Below are 15,993 nucleotides of genomic sequence, written 5' to 3'. Positions count from 1 at the left end.
CTTGGGTTATTGCCTCTTTTTACTTCTTCAGTTTGTAAACACCATTGATGCCGAATTTTTCTCCAATACCCTGTAAGTCAGAGTAGAGCTTACGATAGCTATATATATTGCCTGATTGAGCAAAATGCCACTTTGACTAAGGGGCAGTGGTATCGACTACATGGATAGTTAATATCAAAATATTCGATTTTATCAATTCCTACATTTACTCTATGTTAAATAAATGAAATCAAATCGTTAATAAAGTATTGTGCCTGATACTAAATTTTAACATTGGGCTGCTTTGTAGCATCGAGCATTACATAGCGAATTTGGTACAGCAATAACTATTGGGGACTTCACATGAAACTAAAAAAGCTATCTTTATATTTTCCGCTTCTGGCGCTTTCAGCATTATCACTGCAAGCTGCAGCGCAAGAAACTGCAAACCAAGAAACGGAGGCTGACGAAAGCGCTGCCATTGAAACAATTATGGTAACGGCTCAACGCAAGTCTCAGTCATTACAAGACGCTGCTGTACCAATGTTAGCGGTCAATCAGGATTCACTGACTCGTCAGGGTCTTGATTCTGGTCAAGACCTCGGAAGGCTCTCTCCTTCACTAGGAATAAGTCCTGGCGGTGGCCCACTGACAAGTATCTTTGTTCGTGGAGTAGGGGCGTTGACAGTCAATCCGTTAACTGATGCTGCCGTTGCGCAAAACGTTGATGGTGTTTATCTAGGACGCTCAAGTGGTGCTGCGGGACAAGCTCTTTTCGACTTAGAACGGGTTGAGATTCTAAAAGGGCCTCAAGGAACGCTATACGGTCGTAACGCAACGGGTGGTGTCGTAAATTACATCCCCGAGAAGCCTCAGTTAATGGAAACCTCAGGCTACGCTCAAGTTGAGGTAGGAAATTATTCAAGAGTAGGCTTTCAAGGAGCTTACAATGCACCGATTGGCGATGATGCTGCGTTGAGATTATCAGTTAACTCGTTGCAACGGGATGGTTACTCTGACGATGGTACTAATGATGCAGATACGTTTGCTCTTCGAGCTCAAGTTTATTATGAACCTTCTGAAGACTTTAATATTCGTTTTGCGGCAGATTATTCTGAAAATTCAGGGGTTGGCCAAGGCGGTGACCTAATAGGCACGTTTAGCAATGACTCAGGCAGTCTAACTGATTTTACTCCTTCAGAGATTGCTCTTTTTTCGGGCCCTACCTCAGATGCAGCGAACGACATTCGAACTGGTGTGCTGCACACGCCATCTTTTGCACCGTATAAACCGTTAAGTATTGACGATTTAGGTCAGGATCTTTCATTTACAGGCTTGATGGTTGAATTAAATTACACAACTGAATCAGGTACGTTTAGTGTGATCCCCGCGTACAGAAAATCAGATCAAGAGTACACTTTTGTTGGTCCTGGATTTGCCCCCGCTAAAACGAGCGAGGAAAATGAGCAAACGAGCATAGAGGCGCGCTTTACGACTGATTTCGAAGGTCCCTTTAATGGTATTTTAGGCGCATTCTATTTTGACGAAGAAATTCAAACCAGTGGTGTGTTCGCGCAAAACTATGCCTCGCCAATCCAAAACTATGAAAATGGTGGTGACTCATGGGCTGTATTTGGTCAGGGAACATATGACATTTCGGAAAGTTTCCGCATAAATCTAGGTTTGCGTTACACCGAAGATAAGAAATACGTTGAGGGTATTAGTGATACGTTTGTTACCTTTTGTGGTGGTACACCCGCTAGCGGCGATTTTCTAACACCGCCTGCAAGTTTTGGTAACGGTTGTGCCTCTGGCGCTATGCCAGCTCACCCTATCACTTCAGATCGGGATGAATTCATCGCGTACTTTGTCAATGAAGGATTAATTGCTCCAGACTCAGTTGCAACTATTCCCGGCATGGGGCCTCCTCCAGCTTATCCCTTTACAATTCCAGGAAATATCTCTCCTCAAATAGCGACAATGGCAAATGTGGGTGAGGGATTCATACAGGCAGACTTAGATTACAGTGAAACTACATATCGAATTGGCCTAGAGTATGACGTGGCCGACTCAAACCTATTGTACGCAACTTTCGAAACTGGTTATCGCGCAGGTGGTGTAGATTTATCTGCCGTATCGCCTACATATGACCCAGAATATATCGATGCATTTACCATAGGTTCGAAAAATCGTTTTTTAGACAACACCCTTCAACTTAACTTAGAAGCATTTCATTGGAAGTATGATGGGCAGCAAGTTACTTATTTTACTACTTTAGATAGCGCATCGTCGTTTCCGATTGCTAATGGTGACTCTACCATTCAAGGCTTAGATATAGATATGATTTGGAACGTAGGCATTAACACCACGATAAGCGGTAATGTTCAATTCCTAGATTCGACCTATGATTCATTGACGCTGGTATCGGACCCTGGACGAGGTCGGTTTGGGTGTGAATCAACAGGCGTAACAGGTGCAGTCGAAAATTACGATTGTTCTGGAGAAAGCTTATTGTATTCTCCTGATTTCGGTGCTGGCATGGCAATAAACCACAATATCGAGTTCGACAAATATAATTTGACCTTGACTGCACAGGCGTCTCATCGTTCTGAGCAAGAAACTAATTTCTTATTTGTCGATGCGACAGAAGCAAAGTCTTATACAACGCTAGACTTAGATGCCACGCTTATGTCTACATCTGGCGATATTAACTGGACTGTATCTATGTTTGTTCGCAATGCGACCGATGAGACATTTGTGGCTAACTCTAATGTTAACAACCGTGGGCTTACATACGCTATTCACAATCCACCTCGTACCTTTGGGCTGCGACTTAGAGTTGACTTCTATTAGGAAGGGCACGATAGAGCTGAAGTAGATGGCTATGTGCTTATTGTCAATATGCTCGCCCGTTATCGTGGCGAGCCAGACTTCGGTTTTATCCAAGTTCTGGATGGGTTAGCGCAAGCTTATCGAACACGCATAAAAAATGCTGTGAATGTAAAAGAGTTAGGGTTAAATGGAATGCGTGTTCGATGTTTACAAACTAATGCAAAGCTACCGCAATGGACTGCAAATACTATCCTTCATCAACTGCTAGTTAGTGAGGCAAAGTAAAGACTAATTTATAGGCGCCAAAGTGCTAGTGAGCTCCGAAAAAATAGCACGATATCTTAATGACTTTAAAATAAGAATTACCTGTTACTCGTCGACCGTACGTTCTCCGATAATATCTATAAGACGCTGTTGAATGAGTGTTGGTTTCCAGTTTTTGCGAGTAGATAGGCCAATTTGTCTGTTTGTGCCGACTAACGGCATAGGACACACGGCTAGCAAACCACTTTTAACTTCAACATCTACTTGACGAGCAGGCAATAATGCTGCGCGTTCGCTACCCAGTAAAATTCCACGAATAGTAACCAAACCACTGCATTCGATTAATTGTGAGGGGGGTTCTATACCGCGACTTTTAAACAAATCGGTAAAGACTTGGCGAGCGGGTGCTCCATGACTGGGTGCAACCCATTTTAGTGCCTGCAATTCAGCATTACTAATCTGTTTGCGGTTTGCTAGTGGGTGCTGGGCTTTCACCACAATACTTAATTGATCGTCAAACAGACTGTGCTGCACTATTTCTTCATGGGGAGTGGGAAAACGCAAGGCACCGACTATCATGTCTAGTTGTCCATGAAGTAAGGCATGTAACTGCTCTTCATAAGGACCGTCAATAACACTCACTTGTGCATCAGGAAATTCCTTAACCAGTTGCAGCACACACTGCGGCACAATCTCTGTTCTTGCTAACGGCAAGCTACCAATACTTATTGATCCATCCATCCGGCCTGCTTGCTCGCCAATTTCAACTATGCCTTGATGTAATTCGGCAAAAAATAAACTGGCGTATCGTCTTAATTGACGAGCGCGCCAGTTAGGTTCGACGCCACTGGGGGTGCGAGTGAATAGTGTTTGTTCACAAAGATTTTCAAGATCTTTAATAGCGCGGTGCAGTGTTGGCTGCGTTAAGTGCATGCGGGCCGCAGCCGCCGTGTAACTTTCGAGCTCAGCAATATTTATCAGTGAGTTAAGTTGACGAATCGTAACTGAACGAATAAATGAGTGTCGTTTTCCTTTGTCATTAGCAAACAAGGCGTTTGCAAAATTTTGAAGATGTTGAAAAGCGCGCTCTACTCGCAGTAAAAAGCGCTCTCCGGAAGCGGTAGGAAACATGCCGGAGTGGGCTCGGATAAATAGCAATTCACCCAAAGATGATTCAAGTTTGTTTATACCTTGTGTTAATGCAGATTGTGATAAATGAATAGACTTTGCTGCAACACTAAGTTTGCCGGATTGTTTTATTTCTAATGCACAAAGTAGGTGTCTAAGGTTGTAATTCATAGTGTTGAGTTTTAAGTGAATAATTCATTATAGAAAAAACTAATGCTAATTGACAGCTTTCTAAACAGCTATTTTGAATTCATGTGTGCATAATCTACTCTCTAGATTATTTGAGTAGAAGGTTTTTACTATGGCAATTTGTGTAACTGATATTCCTCGTCCTGACAAATCCACTGTTGCTAAATATAAAGGTGCCGAAGTAGCCACGGTTCACGAAGCGCAAGGGCGTAAAGGGCTATTGGCTGAGTATATGAAACCTATATATAAACCAGCCAAAATTGCTGGTCCTGCGGTTACTTGTGAGGTTGCTCCATGTGATAACTGGATGATTCATGTGGCTGTAGAGCAGTGTCAACCTGGCGACGTGTTAGTTGTAAAACCTACGAGTCCAAGTGTAGATGGTTTTTTTGGTGACTTACTTGCAACGTCTTTGAAAGCTCGCGGTGTTGTAGGGTTGATTATTGAAGGTGGAGTGAGAGATACAGCTACACTTACGGAAATGAATTTCCCAGTCTGGTCCAAAGCCATATTTTCACAGGGTTGTGTTAAAGAAACGATTGCTAATGTAAATGTTCCAATAACCTGTGCGGGCGCATACATACGTCCTGGAGATATGGTTGTTGCTGACGAAGATGGTGTTGTAGTCGTTAAGCGCGAAGAAACCGATGATGTTTGGAGTAAAGTGGAACAGCGAGTAGCCAACGAAGAATCGAAACGAGTGCGTTTCGAAAATGGTGAATTAGGCTTAGATATTTACAATATGCGTGAAAGACTGGCCGAAAAAGGTCTTAAATACGTTAAGTATGACGAGCAATAAGCCATGTTGAAGGGAATTCCTTGTTACATAATGCGTGGTGGCACATCCAAAGGACTTTATTTTCTAGAGGATGATTTACCCACGGATGTAGAATTGAGAAATACCTTATTGCTGTCGATTATGGGATCGCCTGATGAACGTCAAATAAATGGATTGGGTGGCGCACATCCACTGACTAGTAAAGTGGCGATTGTCAGTAAGTCCAGTCGTAAAGATACAGATGTTGATTATTTGTTTTTGCAAGTTGCGGTAGATAAAGCGCAAGTAAGTGACGCACAAAACTGTGGAAATATACTGGCGGGAGTCGGAGCGTTTGCCTTAGAAAAAGGTTTGATCCCAAGCCAAAACGAGCAAACAGATGTGCGTATTCATATGCTTAATACTGGCTCAAATGCAGTGGCGAGAATTCAAACTCCGAATAAGCAGGTTAATTATGAAGGTACCGCGACTATTGACGGTGTACCTGGCACTGCTGCGCCTATATTAATCGACTTTTTAGATGTTGCGGGCTCTAGTTGTGGTCGGCTTTTTCCCACCGGAAATGCGCAAGATACTATTTTAGATGTCCCGGTTACCTGTATCGACAATGGCATGCCAGTGGTGCTATTGAATGCCTCTTCCTTTGCTTTAAAAGGGGATGAATCGCCCGCTGAATTGGAAGCCAATTCGGATTTAAAACAAAAGATTGAAGCTATTCGGTTAGAAGCTGGAAAACGGATGAATTTAGGTGATGTGACTAACAAAACTGTCCCTAAAATGAGTTTAATATCGCCTGCCTTAAAAGGCGGTCTGGTTAACACCCGCACCTTTATCCCCCATCGCGTACATGAAGCCATCGGTGTGCTCGGTTCTGTCAGTGTCGCTACCGCGTGTGTTTTACAAGGCACGGTGGCAAATCAAATTATAAAACAATCCTTTAGTGACGGCTGCATGAACATTGAAGTCGAACACCCTACTGGCCAGTTTATTGTCGAGATGGATGTGACCGGAACGGATAATTTTGAAAACTTTATGGTAAATCGTGCGGCATTATTACGTACTGCACGATTATTGATGCGTGGCGAAGCCATGGTATCGGCTAGCGAATAAAACGAAACCTTCGATTAGGTTAATGAGGAGATAAAATGATTATCGATTGCCATGGGCACTACACTACAGCGCCAGAGCCTTTACAACTGTTTCGAGAAGCACAAATTAAAGCTTACAAGGAAGGTAAAGCCTTACCTGAAGTACCACATATTAGTGATGACCAAATACGTGAAAGTATCGAAAAAAATCAAATTAAATTGCTAGACGAACGAGGGTTGGATATGACCATTTTCTCCCCTCGAGCTTCTGCTATGGCCCACCATGTAGGTGATGAAGCTGTGTCTAAACAGTGGACCTCAGCGTGCAATGATTTAATCGCCCGCGTTGTTGCTCTTTATCCCCAGCGCTTCATTGGTGTATGCCAGTTGCCACAATCAGTTGGTGTGCCTATTAAAAACTCCATTGAAGAGTTAGAGCGTTGCGTTAACGAGTTGGGTTTTGTGGGCTGTAACTTGAATCCTGATCCATCTGGTGGTCACTGGAACTCAGCCCCTTTAACCGATCCTAGTTGGTATCCATTTTACGAGAAAATGGTGGAACTTAATGTTCCCGCAATGATCCACGTATCTGGTTCATGTAATTCTAATTTCCACGCTACAGGCGCTCACTATATGAATGCAGACACCACCGCATTTATGCAGTTTTTAGAGGGGGATCTATTTACTGATTTTCCTGAATTACGCTTTATTATTCCTCATGGTGGCGGCGCTGTTCCTTATCATTGGGGGCGTTACCGTGGATTAGCCGATATGCTTAAACAACCACCTTTGCGCGAACATGTAATGAAAAATGTGTATTTTGATACTTGTGTGTATCATCAGCCGGGCATTGATTTATTATTTAACGTTATTGATATTGAAAACATTCTATTTGGATCTGAAATGATTGGTGCGGTGCGAGGGATAGATCCTGAAACCGGCAATTATTTTGACGACACTAAACGTTATGTGGATAGTTTGAATTTATCTGATGAAGAACGCACTAAGGTGTATTCGGGGAATGCACGACGGGTGTATCCCGGTCTTGACCGGAAATTGACAGGAATGGGGCTATGAGTAAATTCACCAAAGATGCCGATTGGTTAGATTGGCATCCTTCTCCTTCAAAACCTGTGTTTAAATTACCTGCTGGTGCAGTAGATGCCCATTGCCACGTATTTGGTCCAGGCCATCAGTTTCCGTTCGCTCCAGAGCGAAAATACACGCCTTGTGATGCCTCTAAGGATCAGCTTTGGGCATTACGTGACTTTTTAGGTTTTAGTCGAAATGTCATTGTACAAGCTACCTGTCATGGCGCGGACAATCGCGCCTTAGTGGATGCTCTAAATGCTTCGAATGGATTAGCTCGCGGCGTTGCTACTGTTAAAGAAAATATCACTGACGCGGAACTTGAAGCTTTGCATCAAGCAGGAGTACGCGGCGTGCGTTTCAACTTTGTTAAGCGATTAGTAGATGCTTTGCCCTTTGATTCGCTCACCCGTATTGCCAGTCGAATTAAAGAATTAGGTTGGCACATCGTAATCTATTTTGAAGGTCAAGATCTGCCAGAATTATACGATTTTTTCACTAGTTTACCGACAACTGTGGTTGTCGATCACATGGGCCGTCCTGATGTGAGCCAACCCCTTGATGCTCCAAATTTTCAGTTGTTTATGCGCCTGATGGGTGAGAACCAAAACTTTTGGTCAAAAGTTAGTTGCCCAGAACGTCTGTCCATAGATGGGCCAAGTAAACATTATTTAGATGTGGTGCCTTTTGCTCGTAATGTTGTTGAGAGTTTTTCCGACCGTGTATTGTGGGGCACAGATTGGCCTCATCCCAATATGAAAACTCATATGCCTGATGACGGACAACTAGTTGAAATGATTCCTTTGTTCGCGCCTAGCACTGAGCTGCAACGAAAATTGCTTATCGATAATCCTATGCGTTTGTATTGGTCAAATTAAGGAGAAGCTAATGTCTAACAATAAGCTTTATAAAAATATACCGGGTACAACCGTGTTCGATGCTGACATGGCCAGTATAGGTTTTCATTTAAATCAATTCTGTATGTCATTAATGAAAGCGCCAAATCGCGAACGCTTTAAGCAAGATCAAAAAGCTTATCTTGATGAATGGCCAATGAGCGAAGAACAGAAACAAGCGGTAATTGACCGTGATTACAATCAAATGATGAGTTTAGGCGGAAACATCTATTTTCTAGCCAAAATATTTTCCAGCGATGGAATTAGCTTTCAAGATGCCGCATCAACCATGACTGGTATGACGCTACCTGAATATGCGCAAATGATGCTCGACGGTGGTCGCTCGCCTCAAGGCAACATGTACAAAGGAGACAAATGATGGCGAAAATCACTGCTGGTGTAGCAACTTCCCATGTACCAGCCATTGGCGCTGCTATTGATAATGGCAAAACCCAAGAGCCCTATTGGCAGCCTCTTTTTGCTGGCTACGACTTCGCAAAAAATTGGATTGAAGATCAAAAGCCAGACGTCGTTATTTTAGTTTACAACGATCACGCTTCTGCTTTTGACCTTAACTTTGTACCCACTTTTGCCATTGGCTGTGGTGCAGAATTTAAACCTGCCGACGAAGGTTGGGGGCCGCGTCATGTACCTGACGTGATGGGCCATCCACAACTTGCCTCTCATATTGCACAAAATGTGATTCAAGATGATTTCGACTTAACCGTTGTAAACACCATCGATGTTGACCACGGGCTTACAGTTCCGTTGTCGTTAATGTTTGGCCAGCCCAAGGCTTGGCCTTGCAAGGTGATCCCGGTAGCCGTAAACGTTGTGCTCTATCCTGCTCCCTCTGGTCGTCGTTGTTACAATCTTGGTAAAGCCATTCGTAAAGCGGTTGAGAGTTTTGATGAAGACCTCAATGTACAGATTTGGGGAACAGGGGGCATGAGCCATCAGTTACAAGGCCCTCGTGCGGGATTGATTAACCAAGAATTTGACAATGCCTTTTTAGACCGCATCGTTGATGATGCCGAAGGATTGTCCCAGATGCCTCACTTTGATTACTTAAACCAAGCCGGTTCCGAGGGTATTGAACTTGTTATGTGGTTAATTATGCGAGGCGCTTTGAACGATAAGGTTGATGTTAAACAGCGTTTTTATCACGTACCAGCATCGAACACGGCGGTTGGCCATTTGGTGCTTGAAAACAAATAGATTTGGAGAAAGAACATGAAAGTCATAGTAGTTGGACCTGGCGCTTTTGGTATTAAACATTTAAATGGTATTAAGAATATTGATGGAGTTGATGTTATCGGCTTAGTCGGTCGTTCTCTGGAAAAAACTCAAAAAGTGGCAAATGAATATGGTATCCCACAGGTGTTTACTGATTTGGAAGATGCGTTAAAAACTGAAGCTGATGCGGTAATATTATGCACTCCGACTCAGCAACATGCAGCACAAGCCATTCAATGTATGCAAGCTGGCAAACATGTCCAAGTTGAAATACCTTTAGCAGATAGTTGGGAAGACTCTCAAGAAGTAGTTAAAACGCAACAAGCAACAGGACTCACCTGTATGGTCGGTCACACTCGTCGCTTCAACCCCTCTCATCAGTGGATTAACCAACAAATTTCGGCAGGCGATCTAAATATTCAGCAAATGGATGTACAGACGTATTTCTTCCGTCGCAAAAATATCAACGCCAAAGGTGAAGCCCGCTCTTGGACAGACCATCTACTCTGGCACCATGCTGCCCATACGGTTGATTTATTTGCTTATCAAGCTGGAAGCAAAATAGTCAAAGCTAATGCTGTGCAAGGGCCAATTCATCCTGAATTAGGCATTGCTTTAGATATGTCGATCCAATTACAAGCTGAAAACGGTGCAATTTGTACCTTATCTTTGTCCTTCAATAATGATGGGCCTCTAGGCACTTTTTTCCGTTACATTTGCGATAACGGTACTTATATTGCTCGTTATGACGATTTAGTTGATGGTAAAGACAATGTGATTGATGTCTCCAATGTAGCTGTTTGTATGGACGGTATTGAACTACAAGACAGAGAGTTTTTTAGTGCAATTGAGCAAGGGCGCGAGCCTAATTCAAGTGTCGGTCAAGTGTTAGCGTGTTACAAAGTTTTGCACGACTTAGAACAACAACTTAGTCAGTAAATAATAGCAAGGAGTACGACTATGGCGCTGCGCAGTATTGCCAATCACCCCCTAAAACCTATAGGTTTAGGTTGCATGAACTTAAGTCATGCCTATGGACAACCACCGTCTGAGTCACAAGCATCACGGTTATTGTTGTCAGCTATTGATATGGGGGTTGATCATTTTGACACTGCGGCGCTATATGGCTTTGGCAACAATGAAAAACTTGTCGGTCAGGTGTTAAAGCCCCATCGCCAAAACATATTTCTAGCCAGCAAATGTGGTATGACTGGAGTTGATGGTAAACGTGTTATTGATGGGCGTCCTGCTACCTTAAGAGCCACACTTGAGCAATCCCTACAGAATTTACAAACGGACGTCATCGATCTGTATTATTTACATCGTTGGGATAAAAGCATACCGATTGAGGATAGTGTGGGTGAACTGGCGCGTATGGTAGAGGAAGGAAAAATCAAGGCCATAGGTTTGTCGGAAGTGTCTGGTAAAACATTACGAAAAGCCCATCAAATTCATCCCATAGCTGCAGTGCAAACCGAATATTCCCTCTGGACACGGAATCCAGAAATATCAGTGCTCGACACTTGTCGAGAGTTAGGCACGGCTTTTGTTGCTTTTTCTCCTTTAGCTCGAGGGTTTTTAAGTGGTCAGGTGGCTGACAAAAACCAGCTAATTGATGGAGATATTCGCAAGGGTATGCCGCGTTTCCAAGATGAACATATGCAAAAGAATCTCGCTTTATTAACCGAACTGGAACTTTTGAGCAAGCAATTACAGTGCAGCAAAGCTCAACTTAGTCTAGCTTGGTTACTTCATCAAGGGGAGCATATCATTCCTATTCCGGGGACCACCCAATTATCTCATTTAACTGAGAATATCTCGGCTAGTCAGATCCGTTTGAATACCGAGCAGCTAGCTCTATTAGCTAACGTCTTCGCTCCGAGTAAAATTAGTGGTTCACGATATCCCACTGCCACTCAAGTGGAAATTGATACTGAAGAGTTTTAAAAAAGCTGTCCAAACAACGAGTCTACTGGCAGATTAATCCTACTGAGGAGTCTCTTTAGCTGCATCCTCAAGTAAACCTCTTAACCAAAGCAAGCCTGGATCCATATCCCGCACTTTGTGCCATTGCATCCCTTCAATTATTTCCGGGAAGGGCTCCCACGACTTATGCAGTTTAATGGGATAAAGTTTAGCGAAATGTAACGCGTAGCGACGATGCATAGTCGCTAAACGTTTGGTCCCAACTATACTTTGGCACAGTGCTCCAAAATCAGGTAATTGGATCTCAACACGTCGTTTCCAACCATTTTGACCAATGTGAATATCTGCCAGTGATGCTCTTCGCTCAAGACCGAAGGTTGCAACGGCATGGCCACAAGCAAAAAATGTGTCTTGATCTATTTGTTCAAAACCAGCTTGCTGGCTACTGATTATCACTTCTTCATCTCGCCAAAGTTCAGTAAATGTATGCCCAGCTAAAGCGAATTTATCAACGGTTAACAGCAAGTCTATTTCTGCTCGTTCAAAGCGTTCATTTACCTGCTCATTGGGCGGGACAATTTCAAAGGTCACAAAAGGGGCAAGCATGGATGCTTTAGCTAATACCTTCGCCAGTAAAATGGTGTAAGCGTAATCAGAGGCTGAAATAACAAAATGTCGAGCTGTTGTGGCTGGGTCAAAACTGCCCGCTCGGGTAATTTCGCCTCTGATATGAAACAGTGCTCGACGTACAGGCTCTGCTAATGCTTCAGCTTTTGGAGTAAGAAACATGCGCCGTCCACTTTGCACTAATAACTCATCATTAAAATACTCTCGTAAGCGTTTAAGTGCACCGGTAACGGCGGGTTGACTTAGATGTATACGCCGAGCAGCAGCCGATACATGGCGCTCTTCAATTAACGCCTCAAGAGCAACCAATAGGTTTAAATCTAACCCGTCAAATCTCATAGTCTGTCCAGCCCGTGTTTTTTGAGAAATTAATCTATCAGCGTTACTTATAGCTTACAAGGTTAATTGTGATTGGACGCTTATAGATTTTAGAGAGACAGTAGACTTTTAAATCAATAGTGTATTTAGCTGAGTCTTTCTTTAGTGATGTAACAAAGTACCGTGCCCTAAGTAAATATGATAGCAAACTCAATATCAGTTCCTTAGTTAAACATCACACAGCTATTTTTCACTATTAAAGTGAATAAGAGGGATGTGCATAGCTTATCAAGCCTATCTCTCTGCTGTCATAAAATTAATTTTTAGGTTTTGTTTATGAGTACTGATTGTTGTTCGAATAAAAATTTAATTTCGGTAAATAAAAAAGGTAAACATTTGGTTGTAGACATTCACTGTCACCTGAATGTTAAAGCTGCAGATCAAATAGTGCAGGCTAAATATCCTGGCCCGCCGCCGGGTATCCATGAGTTCTCAAGTGAAAAATCCAATGAGGTTAATAAAGCACAGTTTTGCAGTATAGGCGCGACCTTAAATAATATCGATTTACGTATTAAGGATATGGACAGGCTGGGGATTGATGTCCAAGTGATATCTCCTAATCCGGGACAATATTTTTATTATACCGATGCTGAAACTGGTTTAGCAGCGGCTCAAGCGGTGAATAATGGGATTGCTGAGGCAGTTGCGTCTAATCCACAAAGGTTTGTGGGTATGGGCACTGTTCCCATGCAAAATATCGAATTGGCGATTATCGAAATGCGTCGTTGTGCAAAAGAGCTTGATTTACGCGGTATTGAGATAAGCACTAATGTAAATGGTAAAGATCTACATAACGCCGATTTGCAGCCTTTTTTTGCAGCAGCGGAAGAGCTTGGAATACTGCTATTTATTCACCCGCTGGGCTTTACCGATGCAAACCGCATGAAAGAATATTACTTCAATAATTTGATTGGTAACCCTCTGGAATCAACTTTAGCTGTCGGTCATTTGATTTTTGGTGGCGTATTGGATCGTTACCCTGGTCTGAAAATATGTGTGGCCCATGGTGGTGGATATATTCCCGGTTACTGGGGACGTATGGATCACGGTTGGCGAGCTCGCCCCGATTGCAGTGAGCATTGTCAGAATTTGCCTTCTAGTTACTTACGGAAATTATGGTTCGATACGTTAGTTTTCGATAAAGAGCAACTTGATTCTTTGGTTCGTACCCATGGTTCCGATCGATTATGTCTAGGCAGTGACTATCCATTTGATATGGCCGAACCCAACCCTGTGGAATTTCATGATCAGCTTGCTGATGCAGACAAAGAAAAGATATTGGGACTAAATGCCGCGGATTTATTGGGCTTAAAGCTAGGATCATAGTTTCCCATCGATAAAAAATAACAACAAGGGTATTCAACCTATAAGTGGGACGAATACCTAAACGAATTATTATCCATTGGACGCTAATAGGTTGACGGCCTATATTCTTGCCATGCTTGAGTTGTTGTTATTTGTTTTGTGGCAAGGCACTAGTTAACTCAATGCAATTATTAAACTTAATAAGGAGTAACGCATTATGCGTCTTAAAAGTATTCATCATGTAAAGTTTAAGGTGCCAGATTTAGCGCAAACAGAGGTATTTGCCCAAGACTTTGGTTTACTGACTGTTGAGCGCACAGAACAGCTTCTCGTTATGCGAACAGGTGGCGGTGATGCCTTTGCCTATGTTGCAGAAAAAGCCGAAGAAGCGAGTTTTGTTGGTTTAGCCTTCGAAGTAGAAAGTGAAGATGATCTAGAAAGTGCGATTAACGAACACGGTGCAAGTCCTATTCGTTCGTTAACCACACCCGGTGGTGGAATAGCAGTTACGCTAACTGACCCCAATGGTTTTAAAATTGATTTGGTTCACGGTATCCAAAGAGTGGAACCAGAATCTATGTATGAGCATTTAGTCATAAATGCTCCAGGTAAATATATTCGTGAAGAACGTTTTGAACCAAAACGTCCAATGGCCCCAGCAAAATTATTTCGCTTAGGTCATGTGGGGTTATTCATTCCTAGCTTTGCAGAAAGTTTGCCTTGGTACAAAGATGTTTTAGGTCTGATTCCTAGTGATGTTTACCATATTCCTGGTCAGCCCCAAGCCCAAATTGTTGGTTTCTGTCGTTTAGACCGCGGTGAAGAGTTAGTAGATCATCATGTTGTCGCTTTGATGCAAAGCCAAACAGGCGAAGCCGCTTGTCATCATATTAGTTTTGAAGCGCAAGACTTTGAAGCGCAATTTATGACTCATCGTTATTTAGAGTCTAAAGAATATGAGTTGGTATGGGGAGTGGGACGTCATCCTCATGGTAGTCATATTTTCGATGTTTGGCGCGACCCAGATCGTAACCGCTTCGAGACATTTTCAGACACCGATTTATTAAAAGCCAGCGATGGTTCTCGAGTACACAATATCGCTGAAGTAGAAATGGATGTGTGGAGTTCAGAACCACCCGATCGCTATTTTGCTTGATCGTTATCTGTCCATCTTAAAATTAAGGAATAAATTATGAGTTCAAATAAATTTATGGCCAATATGGTTGAGCCTGCTGTCGAGCCCGAAAACATCAATCCTGCAACGGGTTTAGTTGAAGGTACCTTTGGAATAGGAACCTACCAAGTTGAAGGTGAAGCGGCCTTTCCTGGCTTAGTATTACCGAACGGCGATGTATTGGATTTATCTGATAAATATGTGGATACCCATGCCATTTTCGACGATTGGGACAATGCTTTAGTATGCCTAAAAGAAGTCGCAGCAAAAAAAGTTGGTCCAGTTTTATCTCTAAATGAGTTAATTATTTTACCGGTTTTATCTCATCCAAATATGATTTGTGCAGCATCTAACTACCGTCAACACGTTGCTGAAATGATGACTTTTAACAAGTTTAATCAAGATAAACGCTTACCCGGTGAAGATGATGAGGCCTTTTTCAAGCGCAATTATGCTGAAGTTGACCGCCGTGGACGAGAAGGCACTCCGTTCTTCTTTGTTGGTATGCACTCTGCTTTGTGTGGTGCCAATGATGATGTGCCATTACCTCTAATTGGACAGCAACCTGATTGGGAGTTGGAGCTTGGAGTTATTGTTGGCAAGGGTGAGCGTTATGTACGCCCAGAAAATGCTGAGGATATGATTGCCGCCTATGTCATGGTTAATGATATTGGTACTGTTGATGAGTTCAAGCGTGCGGATATCAAATTTAACTTTGATTGGATTAGTAAATTTCAACCCAACTTCAAACCTTTCGGTCCTTTTGCAGTCCCGAAAGAATTTGTCGACCGCACAAAAATGCAAATTAGATTGAATGTGAATGGTGAAAAGCGACAAGATTGGCCAGCTGAAGATATGATCTTTTCTCCAGGTAAAGTGTTGTCCCATGCATCTGAGCGAGTCAAATTAATGCCAGGAGATTTAATGATTATGGGATCTCCTCCAGGTAATGCAGCTATGTTAGGTGGTTTATGGCTTAAAGAAGGTGATGTAATGGAAGCTGAAATTACCTATTTAGGACGTCAACGGAACAATATTGTAAAAGAAGAAACACACGGACGAACGCCTACTTATGGTGCATTCAAAACAGAGTGGTAGATCATT

Annotated in this window: 15 protein-coding genes; 13 read left to right on the top strand and 2 right to left on the bottom strand. The window is 42.7% G+C overall.

From position 1 onward, the window contains the following. The first annotated feature begins 342 nt into the window (after nt 1-342). A complete protein-coding gene (locus tag ABJV04_RS19980) occupies nt 343-2,832 on the top strand; it encodes a TonB-dependent receptor (protein ID WP_348493357.1) in 2,490 nt (829 codons plus the stop codon). 33 nt (nt 2,833-2,865) lie between these two features. Next, entirely contained in the window at nt 2,866-3,096 is a 231-nt protein-coding gene (locus ABJV04_RS19975; protein WP_348493356.1) for a hypothetical protein, read from the top strand. An 84-nt stretch (nt 3,097-3,180) separates the two neighbouring features. On the opposite strand, the gene ABJV04_RS19970 is transcribed toward ABJV04_RS19975, so the two are convergent. Then, nucleotides 3,181-4,374, bottom strand: coding sequence for a LysR family transcriptional regulator (locus tag ABJV04_RS19970; protein WP_348493355.1), 1,194 nt, complete (start codon nt 4,372-4,374; stop codon nt 3,181-3,183). Between the two features lie 130 nt (nt 4,375-4,504). Between ABJV04_RS19970 and ABJV04_RS19965 the strand changes: the two genes are divergently transcribed. From ABJV04_RS19965 to ABJV04_RS19930, 8 genes are read left to right on the top strand one after another with little or no spacing between them, the layout of a single operon-like run. Next, nucleotides 4,505-5,191: a 4-carboxy-4-hydroxy-2-oxoadipate aldolase/oxaloacetate decarboxylase gene (locus ABJV04_RS19965; RefSeq protein ID WP_348493354.1), complete on the top strand. Its 687-nt coding sequence runs from the start codon at nt 4,505-4,507 to the stop codon at nt 5,189-5,191. 3 nt (nt 5,192-5,194) lie between these two features. Beyond that, complete coding sequence (locus ABJV04_RS19960) at nt 5,195-6,280, top strand: 4-oxalomesaconate tautomerase (protein ID WP_348493353.1); 1,086 nt, start codon at nt 5,195-5,197, stop codon at nt 6,278-6,280. A gap of 35 nt (nt 6,281-6,315) precedes the next feature. Next, nucleotides 6,316-7,335: an amidohydrolase family protein gene (locus tag ABJV04_RS19955; protein ID WP_348493352.1), complete on the top strand. Its 1,020-nt coding sequence runs from the start codon at nt 6,316-6,318 to the stop codon at nt 7,333-7,335. Further along, nucleotides 7,332-8,225, top strand: coding sequence for an amidohydrolase family protein (locus ABJV04_RS19950; protein WP_348493351.1), 894 nt, complete (start codon nt 7,332-7,334; stop codon nt 8,223-8,225). Before ABJV04_RS19955 ends, ABJV04_RS19950 begins: the two co-directional genes overlap by 4 nt. 10 nt (nt 8,226-8,235) lie before the next feature. Further along, complete coding sequence (ligA, locus tag ABJV04_RS19945; RefSeq protein ID WP_348493350.1) at nt 8,236-8,622, top strand: protocatechuate 4,5-dioxygenase subunit alpha; 387 nt, start codon at nt 8,236-8,238, stop codon at nt 8,620-8,622. Further along, complete coding sequence (locus ABJV04_RS19940; RefSeq protein ID WP_348493349.1) at nt 8,622-9,461, top strand: class III extradiol dioxygenase subunit beta; 840 nt, start codon at nt 8,622-8,624, stop codon at nt 9,459-9,461. The genes ligA and ABJV04_RS19940 overlap by 1 nt, the downstream gene beginning before the upstream one ends. A gap of 15 nt (nt 9,462-9,476) precedes the next feature. Further along, the gene (locus ABJV04_RS19935) at nt 9,477-10,418 is read left to right on the top strand and encodes a Gfo/Idh/MocA family oxidoreductase (protein WP_348493348.1); all 942 of its coding nucleotides are present in this window, start codon (nt 9,477-9,479) and stop codon (nt 10,416-10,418) included. Nucleotides 10,419-10,439: 21 nt separating this feature from the next. Next, entirely contained in the window at nt 10,440-11,426 is a 987-nt protein-coding gene (locus tag ABJV04_RS19930) for an aldo/keto reductase (RefSeq protein ID WP_348493347.1), read from the top strand. A 39-nt stretch (nt 11,427-11,465) separates the two neighbouring features. Here the strand turns inward: ABJV04_RS19930 and ABJV04_RS19925 are convergent, their stop codons facing one another. Further along, the gene (locus ABJV04_RS19925) at nt 11,466-12,371 is read right to left on the bottom strand and encodes a LysR family transcriptional regulator (RefSeq protein ID WP_348493346.1); all 906 of its coding nucleotides are present in this window, start codon (nt 12,369-12,371) and stop codon (nt 11,466-11,468) included. A gap of 315 nt (nt 12,372-12,686) precedes the next feature. Between ABJV04_RS19925 and ABJV04_RS19920 the strand changes: the two genes are divergently transcribed. The 3 genes from ABJV04_RS19920 (at nt 12,687) to ABJV04_RS19910 (ending at nt 15,987) form a co-directional block, all read left to right on the top strand. Beyond that, a complete protein-coding gene (locus ABJV04_RS19920) occupies nt 12,687-13,736 on the top strand; it encodes an amidohydrolase family protein (RefSeq protein ID WP_348493345.1) in 1,050 nt (349 codons plus the stop codon). Between the two features lie 196 nt (nt 13,737-13,932). Beyond that, nucleotides 13,933-14,871, top strand: coding sequence for a VOC family protein (locus ABJV04_RS19915; protein WP_348493344.1), 939 nt, complete (start codon nt 13,933-13,935; stop codon nt 14,869-14,871). A 36-nt stretch (nt 14,872-14,907) separates the two neighbouring features. Then, nucleotides 14,908-15,987, top strand: coding sequence for a fumarylacetoacetate hydrolase family protein (locus tag ABJV04_RS19910; protein WP_348493343.1), 1,080 nt, complete (start codon nt 14,908-14,910; stop codon nt 15,985-15,987). Nucleotides 15,988-15,993: the final 6 nt, after the last annotated feature.

Origin of the sequence: Aliiglaciecola sp. (assembly GCF_039982535.1) — a bacterium.
Lineage (GTDB): Bacteria > Pseudomonadota > Gammaproteobacteria > Enterobacterales > Alteromonadaceae > Aliiglaciecola.
Note: the sequence above shows the minus strand (reverse complement) of the source record. Positions and strands in the feature narration are given on the sequence as shown.

Bases quoted from the DNA above. Each gene is read 5' to 3' on its own strand.
- ABJV04_RS19910 (WP_348493343.1), top strand. From the start codon at position 14,908: ATGAGTTCAAATAAATTTATGGCCAATATGGTTGAGCCTGCTGTCGAG.
- ABJV04_RS19940 (WP_348493349.1), top strand. From the start codon at position 8,622: ATGGCGAAAATCACTGCTGGTGTAGCAACTTCCCATGTACCAGCCATT.
- ABJV04_RS19970 (WP_348493355.1), bottom strand. From the start codon at position 4,374: ATGAATTACAACCTTAGACACCTACTTTGTGCATTAGAAATAAAACAA.
- ABJV04_RS19920 (WP_348493345.1), top strand. From the start codon at position 12,687: ATGAGTACTGATTGTTGTTCGAATAAAAATTTAATTTCGGTAAATAAA.
- ABJV04_RS19915 (WP_348493344.1), top strand. From the start codon at position 13,933: ATGCGTCTTAAAAGTATTCATCATGTAAAGTTTAAGGTGCCAGATTTA.
- ABJV04_RS19980 (WP_348493357.1), top strand. From the start codon at position 343: ATGAAACTAAAAAAGCTATCTTTATATTTTCCGCTTCTGGCGCTTTCA.
- ABJV04_RS19950 (WP_348493351.1), top strand. From the start codon at position 7,332: ATGAGTAAATTCACCAAAGATGCCGATTGGTTAGATTGGCATCCTTCT.
- ABJV04_RS19955 (WP_348493352.1), top strand. From the start codon at position 6,316: ATGATTATCGATTGCCATGGGCACTACACTACAGCGCCAGAGCCTTTA.
- ABJV04_RS19935 (WP_348493348.1), top strand. From the start codon at position 9,477: ATGAAAGTCATAGTAGTTGGACCTGGCGCTTTTGGTATTAAACATTTA.
- ABJV04_RS19925 (WP_348493346.1), bottom strand. From the start codon at position 12,371: ATGAGATTTGACGGGTTAGATTTAAACCTATTGGTTGCTCTTGAGGCG.
- ABJV04_RS19930 (WP_348493347.1), top strand. From the start codon at position 10,440: ATGGCGCTGCGCAGTATTGCCAATCACCCCCTAAAACCTATAGGTTTA.
- ABJV04_RS19960 (WP_348493353.1), top strand. From the start codon at position 5,195: ATGTTGAAGGGAATTCCTTGTTACATAATGCGTGGTGGCACATCCAAA.
- ligA (WP_348493350.1), top strand. From the start codon at position 8,236: ATGTCTAACAATAAGCTTTATAAAAATATACCGGGTACAACCGTGTTC.
- ABJV04_RS19965 (WP_348493354.1), top strand. From the start codon at position 4,505: ATGGCAATTTGTGTAACTGATATTCCTCGTCCTGACAAATCCACTGTT.